The sequence below is a fragment of the Escherichia sp. KTE114 genome, from assembly GCF_000407765.1.
Taxonomy (GTDB): Bacteria; Pseudomonadota; Gammaproteobacteria; order Enterobacterales; family Enterobacteriaceae; genus Escherichia; species Escherichia ruysiae.
Map to the genome: position 1 here is coordinate 1,659,742 of NZ_KE136626.1, position 16,380 is coordinate 1,676,121.

The 16,380-nt window shown below is 51.2% G+C and carries 21 protein-coding genes; 16 read left to right on the forward strand and 5 right to left on the reverse strand.

Translation table 11 applies throughout. From position 1 onward, the window contains the following. Window positions 1–4: 4 nt before the first annotated feature. The 3 genes from WC5_RS13035 to WC5_RS13025 are packed head-to-tail and all read right to left on the reverse strand — an operon-like array spanning window position 5 to window position 3,152. The gene (locus WC5_RS13035; protein WP_000907085.1) at window positions 5–223 is read right to left on the reverse strand and encodes a YheU family protein; all 219 of its coding nucleotides are present in this window, start codon (window positions 221–223) and stop codon (window positions 5–7) included. Beyond that, window positions 217–1,239: a hydrolase gene (locus tag WC5_RS13030; RefSeq protein ID WP_016231558.1), complete on the reverse strand. Its 1,023-nt coding sequence runs from the start codon at window positions 1,237–1,239 to the stop codon at window positions 217–219. The genes WC5_RS13035 and WC5_RS13030 overlap by 7 nt, the downstream gene beginning before the upstream one ends. Continuing rightward, on the reverse strand, window positions 1,239–3,152 hold the full coding sequence (locus WC5_RS13025; protein ID WP_000634771.1) for an ABC transporter ATP-binding protein: 1,914 nt from the start codon (window positions 3,150–3,152) through the stop codon (window positions 1,239–1,241). The genes WC5_RS13030 and WC5_RS13025 overlap by 1 nt, the downstream gene beginning before the upstream one ends. A 130-nt stretch (window positions 3,153–3,282) precedes the next feature. On the opposite strand from WC5_RS13025, the gene kefG reads away from it, so the two are divergent. The 4 genes from kefG to slyD all read left to right on the forward strand — a co-directional run bounded on the left by kefG (window position 3,283) and on the right by slyD (window position 6,534). Continuing rightward, window positions 3,283–3,834 (forward strand): glutathione-regulated potassium-efflux system ancillary protein KefG, encoded by a 552-nt coding sequence (kefG, locus tag WC5_RS13020; RefSeq protein ID WP_010349567.1) that lies wholly within the window; start codon window positions 3,283–3,285, stop codon window positions 3,832–3,834. Then, window positions 3,834–5,639 (forward strand): glutathione-regulated potassium-efflux system protein KefB, encoded by a 1,806-nt coding sequence (kefB, locus tag WC5_RS13015; protein ID WP_000399149.1) that lies wholly within the window; start codon window positions 3,834–3,836, stop codon window positions 5,637–5,639. The genes kefG and kefB overlap by 1 nt, the downstream gene beginning before the upstream one ends. A 9-nt stretch (window positions 5,640–5,648) precedes the next feature. Continuing rightward, entirely contained in the window at window positions 5,649–5,849 is a 201-nt protein-coding gene (locus WC5_RS13010) for a YheV family putative zinc ribbon protein (RefSeq protein WP_001007730.1), read from the forward strand. Between the two features lie 94 nt (window positions 5,850–5,943). Further along, window positions 5,944–6,534 (forward strand): peptidylprolyl isomerase, encoded by a 591-nt coding sequence (gene slyD, locus WC5_RS13005; RefSeq protein WP_000861336.1) that lies wholly within the window; start codon window positions 5,944–5,946, stop codon window positions 6,532–6,534. 48 nt (window positions 6,535–6,582) lie between these two features. On the opposite strand, the gene WC5_RS13000 is transcribed toward slyD, so the two are convergent. Continuing rightward, window positions 6,583–6,801: a protein SlyX gene (locus tag WC5_RS13000; protein WP_001153620.1), complete on the reverse strand. Its 219-nt coding sequence runs from the start codon at window positions 6,799–6,801 to the stop codon at window positions 6,583–6,585. 219 nt (window positions 6,802–7,020) lie between these two features. On the opposite strand from WC5_RS13000, the gene fkpA reads away from it, so the two are divergent. The 11 genes from fkpA (at window position 7,021) to bfr (ending at window position 15,222) form a co-directional block, all read left to right on the forward strand. Next, window positions 7,021–7,833 (forward strand): FKBP-type peptidyl-prolyl cis-trans isomerase, encoded by an 813-nt coding sequence (gene fkpA / locus WC5_RS12995; RefSeq protein ID WP_000838278.1) that lies wholly within the window; start codon window positions 7,021–7,023, stop codon window positions 7,831–7,833. 167 nt (window positions 7,834–8,000) lie between these two features. Further along, complete coding sequence (locus WC5_RS12990) at window positions 8,001–8,723, forward strand: helix-turn-helix transcriptional regulator (protein ID WP_010349573.1); 723 nt, start codon at window positions 8,001–8,003, stop codon at window positions 8,721–8,723. Continuing rightward, window positions 8,723–9,109: a sulfurtransferase complex subunit TusD gene (gene tusD, locus WC5_RS12985; protein WP_001209683.1), complete on the forward strand. Its 387-nt coding sequence runs from the start codon at window positions 8,723–8,725 to the stop codon at window positions 9,107–9,109. Before WC5_RS12990 ends, tusD begins: the two co-directional genes overlap by 1 nt. After that, entirely contained in the window at window positions 9,109–9,468 is a 360-nt protein-coding gene (tusC, locus tag WC5_RS12980; RefSeq protein ID WP_000820726.1) for a sulfurtransferase complex subunit TusC, read from the forward strand. The genes tusD and tusC overlap by 1 nt, the downstream gene beginning before the upstream one ends. A 7-nt stretch (window positions 9,469–9,475) precedes the next feature. Beyond that, window positions 9,476–9,763 (forward strand): sulfurtransferase complex subunit TusB, encoded by a 288-nt coding sequence (gene tusB / locus WC5_RS12975; protein ID WP_000903389.1) that lies wholly within the window; start codon window positions 9,476–9,478, stop codon window positions 9,761–9,763. Between the two features lie 125 nt (window positions 9,764–9,888). Then, window positions 9,889–10,263: a 30S ribosomal protein S12 gene (gene rpsL / locus WC5_RS12970; RefSeq protein ID WP_000246815.1), complete on the forward strand. Its 375-nt coding sequence runs from the start codon at window positions 9,889–9,891 to the stop codon at window positions 10,261–10,263. Window positions 10,264–10,359: 96 nt separating this feature from the next. After that, the gene (gene rpsG / locus WC5_RS12965; RefSeq protein ID WP_001138043.1) at window positions 10,360–10,830 is read left to right on the forward strand and encodes a 30S ribosomal protein S7; all 471 of its coding nucleotides are present in this window, start codon (window positions 10,360–10,362) and stop codon (window positions 10,828–10,830) included. Window positions 10,831–10,926: 96 nt separating this feature from the next. Further along, window positions 10,927–13,041 carry an elongation factor G gene (gene fusA, locus WC5_RS12960; protein WP_000124700.1) on the forward strand — a complete coding sequence of 705 codons (2,115 nt, stop codon included), beginning with the start codon at window positions 10,927–10,929 and terminating at the stop codon, window positions 13,039–13,041. Window positions 13,042–13,111: 70 nt separating this feature from the next. Next, window positions 13,112–14,296, forward strand: coding sequence for an elongation factor Tu (tuf, locus tag WC5_RS12955; RefSeq protein WP_000031784.1), 1,185 nt, complete (start codon window positions 13,112–13,114; stop codon window positions 14,294–14,296). 182 nt (window positions 14,297–14,478) lie between these two features. Next, window positions 14,479–14,673: a bacterioferritin-associated ferredoxin gene (bfd, locus tag WC5_RS12950; protein WP_000289090.1), complete on the forward strand. Its 195-nt coding sequence runs from the start codon at window positions 14,479–14,481 to the stop codon at window positions 14,671–14,673. Window positions 14,674–14,745: 72 nt separating this feature from the next. Next, window positions 14,746–15,222: a bacterioferritin gene (gene bfr, locus WC5_RS12945; RefSeq protein WP_000675515.1), complete on the forward strand. Its 477-nt coding sequence runs from the start codon at window positions 14,746–14,748 to the stop codon at window positions 15,220–15,222. Here bfr and WC5_RS12940 read toward each other — a convergent pair. Continuing rightward, window positions 15,219–15,686, reverse strand: coding sequence for a prepilin peptidase (locus WC5_RS12940; RefSeq protein ID WP_000340162.1), 468 nt, complete (start codon window positions 15,684–15,686; stop codon window positions 15,219–15,221). The genes bfr and WC5_RS12940 overlap by 4 nt on opposite strands. A gap of 378 nt (window positions 15,687–16,064) precedes the next feature. On the opposite strand from WC5_RS12940, the gene rpsJ reads away from it, so the two are divergent. After that, window positions 16,065–16,376 (forward strand): 30S ribosomal protein S10, encoded by a 312-nt coding sequence (rpsJ, locus tag WC5_RS12935; RefSeq protein WP_001181004.1) that lies wholly within the window; start codon window positions 16,065–16,067, stop codon window positions 16,374–16,376. Window positions 16,377–16,380: the final 4 nt, after the last annotated feature.

Sequence of the window (16,380 nt, forward strand, 5' to 3'; positions counted from 1 at the left end):
CAGGTTATTCGCGAAACTGACTGCGCGGCATGATATTGACCGTTTCGTGCAGTTCAGACCATACCAGCACCGCTTCTCCGCACTGTAGCTGGCGTTTGACGTCGGCGACTTTCTGTTCAAGTGTACGCTCATGTTCACCATAATCGGTGCCTTCGCGTAACACAAAACTTTCAATTAAATTTTCCAGCGTTTCAGGGGAGAGGTCTTGCCAGGGAATCAACATGATTTCGCCTCCAGATACGTTGTTAACCAGTCAGGAATGCGTGACTCCAGCCACATTTGCGGATGAAGTAATGTACCGCCAATAAAGCCAACATGACCGCCATGTTCCGTCAGTTGATACTCCACCTGCGGTGGGAGATTTTCCGGTTTCGGGATCACCTGATGATCCATAAACGGATCGTCTTTGGCGTGAATAATCAGCGTGGGTTTGGCGATCCGATTGAGCAGCGGCATGGCGCTACACTGACGATAATAGTCGATAGCGTCAGCGTAGCCGTGAATTCTGGCGGTGATTAGATCGTCAAATTCACGGATGCGACGTACCGATTTTAACTGCGCGAGATTAATCGGCAGTGTTCCGGGGTAGGCTGCCAGCTTACGCGCAGCATTGGCTTTTAACAGGTTCAGCAAGTAACGCTGATAAACGCGGGAAAAGCCCTTTTCCATATGATAGCTACAGGCTTCCAGCATAAACGGCGCAGAGACAATCACCGCCGCATCAACCGGGAGATCATTGCCTTCTTTTGCCAGCAAACAGGCCAGCATATTACCGCCGAGCGAATAGCCGACGGCAGCCGTTGGCGCGTGACCAAACTCGCGTTGCAGCCAGCGTAAAAACCAACTGGCGTCTTCGGTTTCGCCCGAATGGTAAATGCGGTGCATCCGGTTTGGTTCACCGCTGCAACCGCGAAAATGCATCACCACGCCCAGCCAGCCGCGCTTTTGCGCTGCCTCGATCAGACCATGCGCATAAGGGCTATTGAGGCTGCCTTCGAGACCGTGGAAGACCACCAGACGTGGTTTATGCTGCGCCTGTGCGGGATCTTCACTCCACGCGAGATCGACAAAATCACCGTCGGGCAACTCCAGTCGCTGCCAGTGCGGGGTGAATTTCACCTGACGACGAAACAGACGCGGCAGCATGGTTTGGAGATGGCAATTGCTGAAACCGCGCATAGGGGTGAATTCAGCACTGCTGCTGAATTCATTGGCATCGGTCGTCGTTATCTGCGCCATCAGTTGCTTTGGCCTTCCAGCAGCATCTGTTCTAGTTGCTCCTGGGCTTCCAGCCACGCCATTTCGCACTCTTCCAGCCCTGATTTGGCGCTGGCTTGTTGTTGCAGGCAGGCGGTCAGTTCTGCTTTACGGCTCTGGTCGTACAGTTCGCTATCGCCGAGTTTCTCTTCCGCCTGCGCCAGCTGTGCGTTCAACTTCTCCATCTCTTTTTCCAGACGGGCGATCTCTTTACGCAGTGGCTGGGTTTGCGCACGCAGCTCCGCTTCCCGACGCTTCTGATCTTTACGTGCCTGGGCGCTGTTAGCGTTATCTTTGGGTGTTTCGTCGGCCTGGTTTTCCTGCTTTTGTACGTCGCTTAACCACTGTTGATAATCTTCCAGGTCGCCGTCGAACGGTTCGACTTTACGATCGTGAACCAGATAGAGATCGTCAGTGGTGGAACGCAGTAAATGGCGGTCGTGCGAAACGACAACCAGCGCGCCTTCAAACTCGATTAACGCTTCGGTTAGTGCCTGGCGCATGTCGAGGTCAAGGTGGTTAGTCGGTTCGTCGAGTAGCAGCAGATTCGGACGCTGCCAGACGATTAAAGCCAGCACCAGGCGCGCTTTTTCCCCACCAGAGAAGCGGCGCGTTTCTTCCGTCACTTTATCGCCCTGGAAACCAAAGCCGCCGAGGTAGTCACGCAGTTTTTGTTCCAGTTCCTGCGGTGCTAAACGTGCCAGATGTTGAATAGGCGATTCGTCGGCGCGCAGGTATTCCAGTTGATGCTGGGCGAAGTAGCCGAGCTTGATCCCTTTAGCCAGACCAATTTCACCGCTGACAGGCGCAAGTTCACCGGCTAACAGTTTGATTAATGTTGATTTACCTGCGCCGTTGCGGCCTAGCAGACCAATGCGCGAGCCGGGGACCAGATTCAGTTTAATCGAGTCGAGAATAATGCGATCGCCATAGCCTGCGCTGACCTTTTCCATCTTCAGTAACGGATTTGGCAGGCTTTCCGGCGCGCGGAAGCTAAAGCGGAACGGATTGTCGACGTGCGCGGGGGCAATCAGCTCCATACGCTCCAGCATCTTAATGCGGCTCTGGGCCTGCTTCGCTTTGGTGGCTTTGGCACGGAAACGATCGATATAACTTTGCAGATGTGCCACGCGTTCCTGCTGGCTTTCATACATCGCTTGTTGCTGCGCCAGACGGGTGGCGCGCTGTACTTCAAACGAACTGTAGTTGCCGGTGTACTCGAACATGCTTTGTTGTTCGATATGAATAATTTTATCGACGATTGGATCGAGGAAGTCACGGTCGTGGGAGATCAGGATCAGCGTGCCCTGATAGCTCTTCAGCCATTTTTCCAGCCAGATAACGGCATCGAGATCGAGGTGGTTCGTCGGTTCGTCGAGCAGCAGCAAGTCTGAACGGCAAATCAGCGCCTGAGCGAGGTTAAGACGCATACGCCAGCCACCGGAGAAATCACTCACCGGGCGCTCCAGTTGTTCGTTGCTGAAACCGAGGCCGTGCAGCAGGCTGGCGGCGCGGGAACGAATACTCCACGCGTCGATAGCATCCAGCTTGCCATGAATGGTGGCGATGGCGTGCCCGTCGTTACGTTCGTTGGCGTCATGCAACTGTGCTTCCAGTTGGCGATATTCGCGGTCGCCATCAATGACATATTCCAGCGCAGGTTGCGGTAGCGCCGGTGTTTCCTGATTCACCCACGCCAGTTGCCAGTTACCAGGAAAGGTGTAGCTGCCGCCGTCGGCGCTGATTTCATGTTTCAGCAGTGCCAGCAGGGTAGATTTACCGCAGCCGTTTTTACCCACAAGACCCACTTTCTGGCCGGGGTTGATGGTGGCGGTGGCATTATCCAGCAGGACGCGCACGCCGCGACGAATTTGTAACGAGGAGAAAACAATCATAAGGCGCCGTATGTTCAGACTATGTTAACTTATCATTATGATAATGTAATGTATGGGCGAGCTGCCGCACCGGGCGCAATGGTAGCCCAAAACAGCGACTATACACAAAAACCATACCGGGAGGGGGATGATGTCTCAGCCAGCGAAAGTTTTGCTGCTGTATGCCCATCCGGAATCTCAGGACTCGGTGGCAAACCGGGTACTGCTTAAACCGGCCACGCAGCTCAGCAATGTTACCGTGCACGATCTTTACGCGCACTATCCCGACTTTTTTATTGATATCCCCCGTGAGCAGGCATTACTGCGCGGGCACGAGGTGATTGTTTTTCAGCATCCTCTTTATACCTATAGCTGCCCGGCGCTACTGAAAGAGTGGCTGGACCGGGTATTAAGCCGTGGTTTTGCCAGTGGGCCGGGAGGAAATCAATTGGCGGGAAAGTACTGGCGCAGCGTGATCACCACCGGTGAGCCGGAAAGTGCTTACCGTTATGACGCACTGAATCGCTACCCGATGAGCGATGTTCTACGCCCCTTTGAACTGGCGGCGGGCATGTGCCGAATGCATTGGTTAAGCCCCATCATTATTTACTGGGCGAGACGGCAAAGCGAGCAGGAGCTGGCGAGTCACGCCAGAGCCTACGGTGACTGGCTGGCAAATCCGCTGCCCCCAGGAGGCCGCTGATGGAAGGTTCCGATTTTTTACTCGCAGGAGTGCTGTTTCTCTTCGCGGCGGTGGCTGCGGTGCCGCTGGCATCGCGGCTGGGTATTGGCGCTGTGTTGGGATATTTGCTGGCAGGGATTGCGATTGGCCCGTGGGGGCTTGGGTTTATTAGCGACGTCGATGAGATCCTCCACTTTTCGGAACTCGGCGTGGTATTCCTGATGTTTATCATCGGGCTTGAGTTGAACCCCTCCAAGCTCTGGCAATTGCGGCGCTCGATTTTTGGCGTAGGCGCGGCGCAGGTGCTGTTAAGTGCGGCGTTGCTGGCGGGATTATTGATGCTGACGGATTTCGCCTGGCAGGCGGCGGTGGTCGGTGGCATTGGGCTTGCGATGTCATCAACTGCAATGGCGTTGCAATTGATGCGTGAAAAAGGGATGAATCGTAGTGAATCCGGGCAGCTCGGGTTTTCGGTTCTGCTGTTTCAGGATCTGGCGGTGATCCCTGCGCTGGCGTTAGTGCCGCTGCTGGCGGGATCGGCAGACGAACATTTCGACTGGATGAAGGTCGGCATGAAGGTGCTGGCATTTGTCGGCATGTTGATTGGTGGGCGCTATTTGCTGCGTCCGGTATTCCGCTTTATTGCGGCTTCTGGCGTTCGGGAAGTGTTCACCGCCGCGACGCTGCTGCTGGTGCTGGGTTCTGCGTTGTTTATGGATGCGCTGGGGCTGTCTATGGCGCTCGGTACGTTTATTGCGGGCGTGCTGCTGGCGGAAAGCGAATATCGCCATGAACTGGAAACGGCTATCGATCCGTTTAAGGGCTTGTTGCTCGGGCTATTTTTTATCTCCGTCGGGATGTCGCTTAACCTCGGGGTGCTTTATACCCATCTGCTGTGGGTAGTGATAAGCGTGGTCGTGCTGGTGGCGGTGAAAATTCTCGTGCTGTATCTGTTAGCGCGCCTGTATGGCGTGCGCAGTTCTGAGCGGATGCAGTTTGCTGGCGTTCTGAGTCAGGGCGGTGAGTTTGCCTTTGTGCTCTTTTCTACCGCTTCTTCACAACGCTTATTCCAGGGCGACCAGATGGCGCTGTTGCTGGTGACGGTAACGCTTTCCATGATGACCACGCCGCTGCTGATGAAGCTGGTGGATAAATGGCTATCCCGCCAGTTTAACGGAACGGAAGAAGAAGATGAAAAACCGTGGGTCAACGATGATAAACCGCAGGTCATTGTCGTGGGCTTTGGGCGTTTTGGTCAGGTGATTGGTCGTTTACTGATGGCGAATAAAATGCGCATTACCGTACTGGAGCGGGATATCAGCGCCGTTAACCTGATGCGCAAATATGGCTACAAAGTTTATTACGGCGACGCCACGCAGGTAGATCTTTTACGTTCTGCGGGTGCAGAGGCCGCAGAGTCTATCGTCATCACCTGTAACGAGCCGGAAGACACCATGAAGCTGGTGGAAATATGCCAGCAGCACTTCCCGCATTTGCATATTCTTGCGCGAGCGCGCGGACGTGTCGAAGCACATGAGTTATTACAGGCCGGGGTGACACAGTTTTCCCGTGAAACATTCTCCAGTGCGTTAGAGCTGGGGCGCAAGACGTTAGTGTCGCTAGGTATGCATCCACACCAGGCGCAGCGGGCACAACTGCATTTTCGTCGCCTGGATATGCGAATGCTGCGGGAACTCATCCCGATGCACGCTGATACCGTACAAATTTCTCGCGCCAGGGAAGCCCGACGCGAACTGGAAGAGATTTTCCAGCGTGAAATGCAACAAGAACGACGCCAAATGGATGGCTGGGATGAATTTGAGTAGAGGGTGAAGATGGCAATCCGAAAACGTTTTATTGCTGGCGCGAAATGTCCAGCCTGTCAGGCGCAAGACTCAATGGCGATGTGGCGCGAAAATAATATTGATATTGTTGAATGTGTTAAGTGTGGGCATCAGATGCGTGAAGCCGATAAAGAAGCCCGCGATCACGTTCGCAAAGATGAGCAAGTGATTGGGATTTTTCATCCGGACTAGCGATATGCGCCGAGTTTTTTTAAGCTAGTGAGTACACGGCAGCAGAATTCCGATACAATCTGCGCCACTATTCTTCCCATGCTCAGGAGATATCATGAAAGTAGCAAAAGACCTGGTGGTCAGCCTGGCCTATCAGGTACGTACAGAAGACGGTGTGTTGGTTGATGAGTCTCCGGTGAGTGCGCCGCTGGACTACCTGCATGGTCACGGTTCCCTGATCTCTGGCCTGGAAACGGCGCTGGAAGGTCATGAAGTTGGCGACAAATTTGATGTAGCTGTTGGCGCGAACGACGCTTACGGTCAATACGACGAAAACCTGGTGCAGCGCGTTCCTAAAGACGTATTTATGGGCGTTGATGAACTGCAGGTAGGTATGCGTTTCCTGGCTGAAACCGACCAGGGCCCGGTGCCGGTTGAGATCACTGCGGTTGAAGACGATCACGTCGTGGTTGATGGTAACCACATGCTGGCGGGTCAGAACCTGAAATTCAACGTTGAAGTTGTGGCGATTCGCGAAGCGACTGAAGAAGAACTGGCTCATGGTCACGTTCATGGCGCGCACGATCATCACCACGATCACGACCATGACGGTTGCTGCGGTGGTCATGGCCACGATCACAGTCATGAACACGGTGGCGAAGGCTGCTGTGGTGGTAAAGGTAACGGCGGTTGCGGTTGCCACTAATACCGAAAAGGTATCAAAAAAGCGGGAATTACCCGCTTTTTTTTCGCCTTAATAATGTGGCGGTGGCGTTTCTTCAGCCTGCGATGCGATGTTCGACGGCTGGCTGGCTTTTAACTTCTCGGTCAGCAGACGCAGATGATCGCGCAGTTTTGCCATCTCCATTTCATGAGCGGTCACCGTGACGTTCAGTTCTTCAATGGTGATTTCCTGAAAAGCCAGTCGGCTCTCCAGCTCTGCCAGGCGTGCTTCCATTGATAAATCCTGCATGGTTCACCTCTTTGGTCGAATGATCGCTGCGGATTCTACTTAACTTTGCTGCCAGAGACAGCACTCATTTCGCGACATCGAAACTAATTTAAACAAAAAGAGTCTGAAAATAGATGATAATAGGGCGTGTCTGTATGTAGATTTATCCGACAACGCTTTATAGTACCTTTCTGATAATAGTTAACCCTGGGGTGAGATGCCCCGATCCTGGAGATATGGATGAAATCACTGTTTAAAGTAACGCTGCTGGCGACCACAATGGCCGTTGCCCTGCATACACCAATTACTTTTGCTGCCGAAGCGGCGAAACCTGCTACAACTGCTGACAGCAAAGCAGCGTTCAAAAATGACGATCAGAAATCAGCTTACGCACTGGGTGCTTCGCTGGGTCGTTACATGGAAAATTCTCTGCAAGAACAAGAAAAGTTGGGCATTAAGCTGGATAAAGATCAGCTGATCGCTGGTGTCCAGGATGCGTTTGCTGATAAGAGCAAACTTTCCGATCAAGAGATCGAACAGACTCTGCAAGCATTTGAAGCTCGTGTGAAGTCTTCTGCCCAGGCGAAGATGGAAAAAGACGCGGCTGATAACGAAGCTAAAGGTAAAGAGTACCGCGAGAAATTTGCCAAAGAGAAAGGTGTGAAAACCTCTTCGACTGGCCTGGTTTATCAGGTAGTAGAAGCCGGTAAAGGCGAAGCACCGAAAGACAGCGATACTGTTGTAGTGAACTACAAGGGTACGCTGATCGACGGTAAAGAGTTCGATAACTCTTACACCCGTGGTGAACCGCTCTCTTTCCGTCTGGACGGCGTGATCCCTGGCTGGACCGAAGGCCTGAAGAACATCAAGAAAGGTGGCAAGATCAAATTGGTTATTCCACCAGAGCTGGCTTACGGTAAAGCGGGCGTTCCGGGGATCCCACCAAACTCTACTCTGGTATTTGACGTAGAGTTGCTGGATGTGAAACCAGCGCCGAAGGCTGATGCGAAGCCAGAAGCCGATGCGAAAGCCGCAGATTCTGCTAAAAAATAAGCATTAAAAACCGCCGCCTGACCAGGCGGCGGTTTTTTTTATTACAGGCCGGATATAATTAGTGCTGGAAAGCGGAACCTCCGCTGTATTAATTTAGTTACCCGCATCATTAATGAGCCTGCCCTGAAAAGTTAACGACAGGCTCCTGAAAAGGAGTGTTTTTTTTCATGTCCAGGTCGCTTTTAACCAACGAAACCAGTGAGTTGGATTTACTGGATCAACATCCTTTCGACCAGACCGATTTTGATATTCTGAAATCCTACGAAGCTGTGGTGGACGGGTTAGCGATGCTCATTGGCTCCCACTGTGAAATCGTTTTGCACTCTTTGCAGGATTTAAAATGTTCAGCCATTCGTATTGCCAACGGTGAACATACAGGCCGGAAGATTGGTTCGCCGATTACCGATCTGGCGCTGCGTATGCTGCACGATATGACGGGGGCGGATAGCAGCGTTTCTAAATGCTATTTTACTCGCGCCAAAAGCGGTGTCTTAATGAAGTCCCTGACTATCGCCATTCGTAACCGCGAACAGCGTGTAATTGGTCTGCTGTGCATCAATATGAATCTTGATGTTCCCTTCTCGCAGATCATGAGTACCTTTGTGCCGCCAGAAACCCCGGACGTCGGTTCAAGCGTCAACTTTGCGTCTTCTGTTGAAGATCTGGTCACCCAAACGCTGGAGTTCACCATTGAAGAAGTGAATGCCGATCGCAATGTTGCCAATAACGCTAAAAATCGCCAGATCGTGCTGAATCTTTACGAGAAAGGGATCTTCGATATTAAAGACGCGATCAACCAGGTGGCTGACCGTCTGAACATCTCCAAACATACTGTCTATCTCTACATCCGCCAGTTCAAGAGCGGTGATTTCCAGGGGCAAGATAAGTAATGCGTTTTGCCATCGTGGTGACCGGGCCAGCATACGGTACGCAACAGGCGAGTAGTGCCTTTCAGTTTGCGCAGGCGCTGATAGCAGAAGGCCATGAGTTAAACAGCGTCTTTTTCTATCGGGAAGGGGTCTATAACGCTAACCAATTGACCTCTCCGGCAAGTGATGAATTTGACCTTGTGCGCGGCTGGCAACAACTGAATACACAACATGGCGTGGCGCTGAATATTTGCGTGGCGGCAGCATTGCGTCGCGGTATCGTCGATGAAACTGAAGCTGGAAGACTCGGTCTGGCATCTGCAAATCTCCAGCGGGGCTTTACCTTAAGTGGCCTTGGCGCTCTGGCTGAAGCCTCGCTGACCTGTGACAGGGTGGTACAGTTCTGATGAAACGAATTGCGTTTGTTTTTTCTACTGCACCTCATGGTACAGCTGCTGGTCGTGAAGGATTGGATGCTTTATTGGCGACTTCCGCATTAACTGACGAACTCGCCGTCTTCTTTATTGCCGATGGCGTTTTTCAGCTTCTGCCAGGGCAAAAGCCCGATGTGGTGTTGGCGCGTGATTATATCGCAACCTTTAAACTGCTGGGGCTGTATGACATTGAACAGTGCTGGGTTTGTGCGGCTTCACTGCGTGAACGTGGGTTAGATCCCCAGACACCCTTTGTTGTAGAAGTCACTCCGCTCGAAGCAGAAGCATTGCGTCGGGAACTCGGCAACTACGATGTTATTTTGAGATTTTGAGGCGTACATGCTGCATACATTACATCGCTCACCCTGGCTGACGGATTTTCCTGCGCTGCTGCGTCTGCTCAGCGATGGGGATGAACTGCTGTTATTGCAGGATGGCGTCACTGCCGCAGCTGATGGTAACCGCTACCTTGAAAGTTTGCGTAATGCCCCCATTAAGGTCTATGCCCTGAACGAAGACCTCATCGCTCGTGGTTTGGTTGGTCGAATTTCGAACGATATCACTCCCATTGACTATACTGATTTCGTCAGACTTACGGTTAAGCACACCAGCCAGGTCGCCTGGTAACGGTGGGATCGTTGTATATTTCTTGACACCTTTTCGGCATCGCCCTAAAATTCGGCGTCCTCATATTGTGTGAGGACGTTTTATTACGTGTTTACGAAGCAAAAGCTAAAACCAGGAGCTATTTAATGGCAACAGTTAACCAGCTGGTACGCAAACCACGTGCTCGCAAAGTTGCGAAAAGCAACGTGCCTGCGCTGGAAGCATGCCCGCAAAAACGTGGCGTATGTACTCGTGTATATACTACCACTCCAAAAAAACCGAACTCCGCACTGCGTAAAGTATGCCGTGTTCGTCTGACTAACGGTTTCGAAGTGACTTCCTACATCGGTGGTGAAGGTCACAACCTACAGGAACACTCCGTGATCCTGATCCGTGGCGGTCGTGTTAAAGACCTCCCGGGTGTTCGTTACCACACCGTACGTGGTGCGCTTGACTGCTCCGGCGTTAAAGACCGTAAGCAGGCTCGTTCCAAGTATGGCGTGAAGCGTCCTAAGGCTTAATGGTTCTCCGTTAAGTAAGGCCAAACGTTTTAACTTAAATGTCAAACTAAACTCGTAGAGTTTTGGACAATCCTGAATTAACAACGGAGTATTTCCATGCCACGTCGTCGCGTCATTGGTCAGCGTAAAATTCTGCCGGATCCGAAGTTCGGATCAGAACTGCTGGCTAAATTTGTAAATATCCTGATGGTAGATGGTAAAAAATCTACTGCCGAATCTATCGTATACAGCGCGCTGGAGACCCTGGCTCAGCGTTCTGGTAAATCTGAACTGGAAGCATTCGAAGTAGCTCTCGAAAACGTGCGCCCGACTGTCGAAGTTAAGTCTCGCCGCGTTGGTGGTTCTACTTATCAGGTACCAGTTGAAGTCCGTCCGGTTCGTCGTAATGCTCTGGCAATGCGTTGGATCGTTGAAGCTGCTCGTAAACGCGGTGATAAATCCATGGCTCTGCGCCTGGCGAACGAACTTTCCGATGCTGCAGAAAACAAAGGTACTGCAGTTAAGAAACGTGAAGACGTTCACCGTATGGCCGAAGCCAACAAGGCGTTCGCACACTACCGTTGGTAATCCCTTCGGAGTTTTAGTCACCAGGCGGGCGCTTCCAGTAAGCAGCCCGCTTTGGGCTACTTAAATTGAACGCCTAAAAGATAAACGAGGAAACAAATGGCTCGTACAACACCCATCGCACGCTACCGTAACATCGGTATCAGTGCGCACATCGACGCCGGTAAAACCACTACTACCGAACGTATTCTGTTCTACACCGGTGTAAACCATAAAATCGGTGAAGTTCATGACGGCGCTGCAACCATGGACTGGATGGAGCAGGAGCAGGAACGTGGTATTACTATCACTTCCGCTGCGACTACTGCATTCTGGTCTGGTATGGCTAAGCAGTATGAGCCGCATCGCATCAACATCATCGACACCCCGGGGCACGTTGACTTCACAATCGAAGTAGAACGTTCCATGCGTGTTCTCGATGGTGCGGTAATGGTTTACTGCGCAGTTGGTGGTGTTCAGCCGCAGTCTGAAACCGTATGGCGTCAGGCAAACAAATATAAAGTTCCGCGCATTGCGTTCGTTAACAAAATGGACCGCATGGGTGCGAACTTCCTGAAAGTTGTTAACCAGATCAAAACCCGTCTGGGCGCGAACCCGGTTCCGCTGCAGCTGGCGATTGGTGCTGAAGAACATTTCACCGGTGTTGTTGACCTGGTGAAAATGAAAGCTATCAACTGGAACGACGCTGACCAGGGCGTAACCTTCGAATACGAAGATATCCCGGCAGACATGGTTGAACTGGCTAACGAATGGCACCAGAACCTGATCGAATCCGCAGCTGAAGCTTCTGAAGAGCTGATGGAAAAATACCTGGGTGGTGAAGAACTGACTGAAGCAGAAATCAAAGGTGCTCTGCGTCAGCGCGTTCTGAACAACGAAATCATCCTGGTAACCTGTGGTTCTGCGTTTAAGAACAAAGGTGTTCAGGCGATGCTGGATGCGGTAATTGATTACCTGCCATCCCCGGTTGACGTACCTGCGATCAACGGTATCCTGGACGACGGTAAAGACACTCCGGCTGAGCGTCACGCAAGTGATGACGAGCCGTTCTCTGCACTGGCGTTCAAAATCGCTACCGACCCGTTTGTTGGTAACCTGACCTTCTTCCGTGTGTACTCCGGTGTGGTTAACTCTGGTGATACCGTACTGAACTCCGTGAAAGCTGCACGTGAGCGTTTCGGTCGTATCGTTCAGATGCACGCTAACAAACGTGAAGAGATCAAAGAAGTTCGCGCGGGCGACATCGCTGCTGCAATCGGTCTGAAAGACGTAACCACTGGTGACACCCTGTGTGACCCGGATGCGCCGATCATTCTGGAACGTATGGAATTCCCTGAGCCGGTAATCTCCATCGCAGTTGAACCGAAAACCAAAGCTGACCAGGAAAAAATGGGTCTGGCTCTGGGTCGTCTGGCTAAAGAAGACCCGTCTTTCCGTGTATGGACTGACGAAGAATCTAACCAGACCATTATCGCGGGTATGGGCGAGCTGCACCTCGACATCATCGTTGACCGTATGAAGCGTGAATTCAACGTTGAAGCGAACGTAGGTAAACCGCAGGTTGCTTACCGTGAAACTATCCGCCAGAAAGTTACCGATGTTGAAGGTAAACACGCGAAACAGTCTGGTGGTCGTGGTCAGTATGGTCATGTTGTTATCGACATGTACCCGCTGGAGCCGGGTTCTAACCCGAAAGGCTACGAGTTCATCAACGACATTAAAGGTGGTGTAATCCCTGGCGAATACATCCCGGCCGTTGATAAAGGTATCCAGGAACAGCTGAAAGCAGGCCCGCTGGCAGGCTACCCGGTAGTAGACATGGGTATTCGTCTGCACTTCGGTTCTTACCATGACGTTGACTCCTCTGAACTGGCGTTTAAACTGGCTGCTTCTATCGCCTTTAAAGAAGGCTTTAAGAAAGCGAAACCAGTTCTGCTTGAGCCGATCATGAAGGTTGAAGTAGAAACTCCGGAAGAGAACACCGGTGACGTTATCGGTGACTTGAGCCGTCGTCGTGGTATGCTCAAAGGTCAGGAATCTGAAGTTACTGGCGTTAAGATCCACGCTGAAGTTCCGCTGTCTGAAATGTTCGGATATGCAACTCAGCTGCGTTCTCTGACCAAAGGTCGCGCATCATACACTATGGAATTCCTGAAGTATGATGAAGCGCCGAGTAACGTTGCTCAGGCCGTAATTGAAGCCCGTGGTAAATAAGCCTAAGGGTTAATACCAAAGTCCCGTGCTCTCTCCTGAAGGGGAGAGCACTATAGTAAGGAATATAGCCGTGTCTAAAGAAAAATTTGAACGTACAAAACCGCACGTTAACGTTGGTACTATCGGCCACGTTGACCACGGTAAAACTACTCTGACCGCTGCAATCACCACCGTACTGGCTAAAACCTACGGCGGTGCTGCTCGTGCATTCGACCAGATCGATAACGCGCCGGAAGAAAAAGCTCGTGGTATCACCATCAACACTTCTCACGTTGAATATGACACCCCGACCCGTCACTACGCACACGTAGACTGCCCGGGGCACGCCGACTATGTTAAAAACATGATCACCGGTGCTGCGCAGATGGACGGCGCGATCCTGGTTGTTGCTGCGACTGACGGCCCGATGCCGCAGACTCGTGAGCACATCCTGCTGGGTCGTCAGGTAGGCGTTCCGTACATCATCGTGTTCCTGAACAAATGCGACATGGTTGATGACGAAGAGCTGCTGGAACTGGTTGAAATGGAAGTTCGTGAACTTCTGTCTCAGTACGATTTCCCGGGCGACGACACTCCGATCGTTCGTGGTTCTGCTCTGAAAGCGCTGGAAGGCGACGCAGAGTGGGAAGCGAAAATCCTGGAACTGGCTGGCTTCCTGGATTCTTACATTCCGGAACCAGAGCGTGCGATTGACAAGCCGTTCCTGCTGCCGATCGAAGACGTATTCTCCATCTCCGGTCGTGGTACCGTTGTTACCGGTCGTGTAGAACGCGGTATCATCAAAGTTGGTGAAGAAGTTGAAATCGTTGGTATCAAAGAGACTCAGAAGTCTACCTGTACTGGCGTTGAAATGTTCCGCAAACTGCTGGACGAAGGCCGTGCTGGTGAGAACGTAGGTGTTCTGCTGCGTGGTATCAAACGTGAAGAAATCGAACGTGGTCAGGTACTGGCTAAGCCGGGCACCATCAAGCCGCACACCAAGTTCGAATCTGAAGTGTACATTCTGTCCAAAGATGAAGGCGGCCGTCATACTCCGTTCTTCAAAGGCTACCGTCCGCAGTTCTACTTCCGTACTACTGACGTGACTGGTACCATTGAACTGCCGGAAGGCGTAGAGATGGTAATGCCGGGCGACAACATCAAAATGGTTGTTACCCTGATCCACCCGATCGCGATGGACGACGGTCTGCGTTTCGCAATCCGTGAAGGCGGCCGTACCGTTGGCGCGGGCGTTGTAGCTAAAGTTCTGAGCTAATTACTCGTTAATTAGTTTTGAATTGAAAAGGGCGCTTCGGCGCCCTTTTTGCTGCCCGTAATTTGAGCTCGAAATATTTAGTCGTAATTTCGCTCGCCGAACTGTGGCGCAAATAAAACTGTGCTATTGTAATCATAACTATTCTCATTTACACTTTGCGCAGAATTTGAACGGGAGTAATCATGTACGTTTGTTTGTGTAATGGTGTAAGTGACAAAAAAATTCGCCAGGCAGTCCGTCAGTTTCATCCTCAGTCTTTCCAACAATTACGCAAGTTTATTCCTGTGGGAAATCAATGTGGTAAGTGCATTCGCGCCGCACGCGAAGTGATGCAGGACGAGTTGATGCAGATGCCAGAATTTAAAGAGATTGCCTGAAGCTCACGCTTATTTTTTGACATCCCGCTAGCCCCATCTACGCTCTAATAGTGGAAGTGGAGGGACTATAAAATGAAAGGTGATGTTAAAATCATAAATTATCTCAATAAACTATTGGGAAATGAGCTTGTCGCAATCAATCAGTATTTTCTCCATGCCCGAATGTTTAAAAACTGGGGCCTGATGCGTCTCAATGACGTCGAATACCATGAATCTATCGATGAGATGAAACACGCAGATAAATATATCGAGCGTATTTTGTTCTTAGAAGGAATCCCAAACTTACAGGATTTAGGCAAGCTGGGGATTGGTGAAGATGTTGAAGAGATGCTGCAATCCGACCTGCGATTAGAGCTGGAAGGTGCGAAGGATCTCCGTGAGGCTATCGCTTATGCCGACAGCGTTCATGACTATGTTAGCCGCGATATGATGATCGAGATCCTTGCAGATGAAGAAGGTCATATCGACTGGCTCGAAACTGAACTGGATCTCATCGGTAAAATCGGCCTGCAGAATTACCTGCAATCACAAATTAAAGTTAAAGATTAACTGCCAGTCAGCAAACTATCCCAGCCAACAACGAAACCCGCAGCCGCCAGAAATGGTCCAAAAGGCAGCGGGTTTTTTAATGATTCTTTTCCTCTCATGAGCAGACCAATAACTACGGCTCCGCAAGCGAATGAGGCAGCAAGGAAAACCAGCCGTGGTAAGAAGGCCCATGTATGCCAGGCACCAAGGGCGGCGAGAAATTTCACATCGCCATAGCCTAATCCTTCTTTATGTCGCAGTATGCGATAGCCCCAATAAATAACAGCGAATGCGCCGTAACCGATAGTCGCCCCCCATAATGCATCGGCTAACCCGGCAGGCTGACAAACTTGATAGAACAAAAGACCAGACCAGAGTAACGGGCAGGTAAATCTGTCAGGTAACAAGCCATGCTTTGCATCCCAGAAAAAAAGTAGGGCTGATAAACAAGCGTACAAAATCAGAAAGGGAAGGGTAGCGTCCATAAAATATCCTCTGTAGTTGGAGTATCACCATCGAATAACTTTGGATACTCAGCAACAGAGAAATCGCTGCTTTGTTAATCTGGTTCCGGTGAAAAACACTATCTTCACAACCCTACAAATTTTGTGGAATGCAGCTCGCAATCTGCACGTTGCGATTAATTTCTACGCGATGCTTGCGTCAGGCTCAGATTTACGTATAATGCGCGGGCTTGTCGTAGTTGACAGCAGGTTCGATCTGAACCTCAGTTAGCCGAATTTGGCTACCTAACAATGCTCCCAATCGGGGGGCTACGTAAGAACGGTTACACTCTCCCATCAATCGTAATGGGTCTGAGGAGTAATCATTTTCGTTTATAAAATAATTGGAGCTCTGGTCTCATGCAGAACCAAAGAATCCGTATCCGCCTGAAAGCGTTTGATCATCGTCTGATCGATCAAGCAACCGCGGAAATCGTCGAGACTGCCAAGCGCACTGGTGCGCAGGTCCGTGGTCCGATCCCGCTGCCGACACGCAAAGAGCGTTTTACCGTTCTGATCTCCCCGCACGTCAACAAAGACGCGCGCGATCAGTACGAAATCCGTACTCACTTGCGTCTGGTTGACATCGTTGAGCCAACCGAGAAAACCGTTGATGCTCTGATGCGTCTGGATCTGGCTGCCGGTGTAGACGTGCAGATCAGCCTGGGTTAATCAG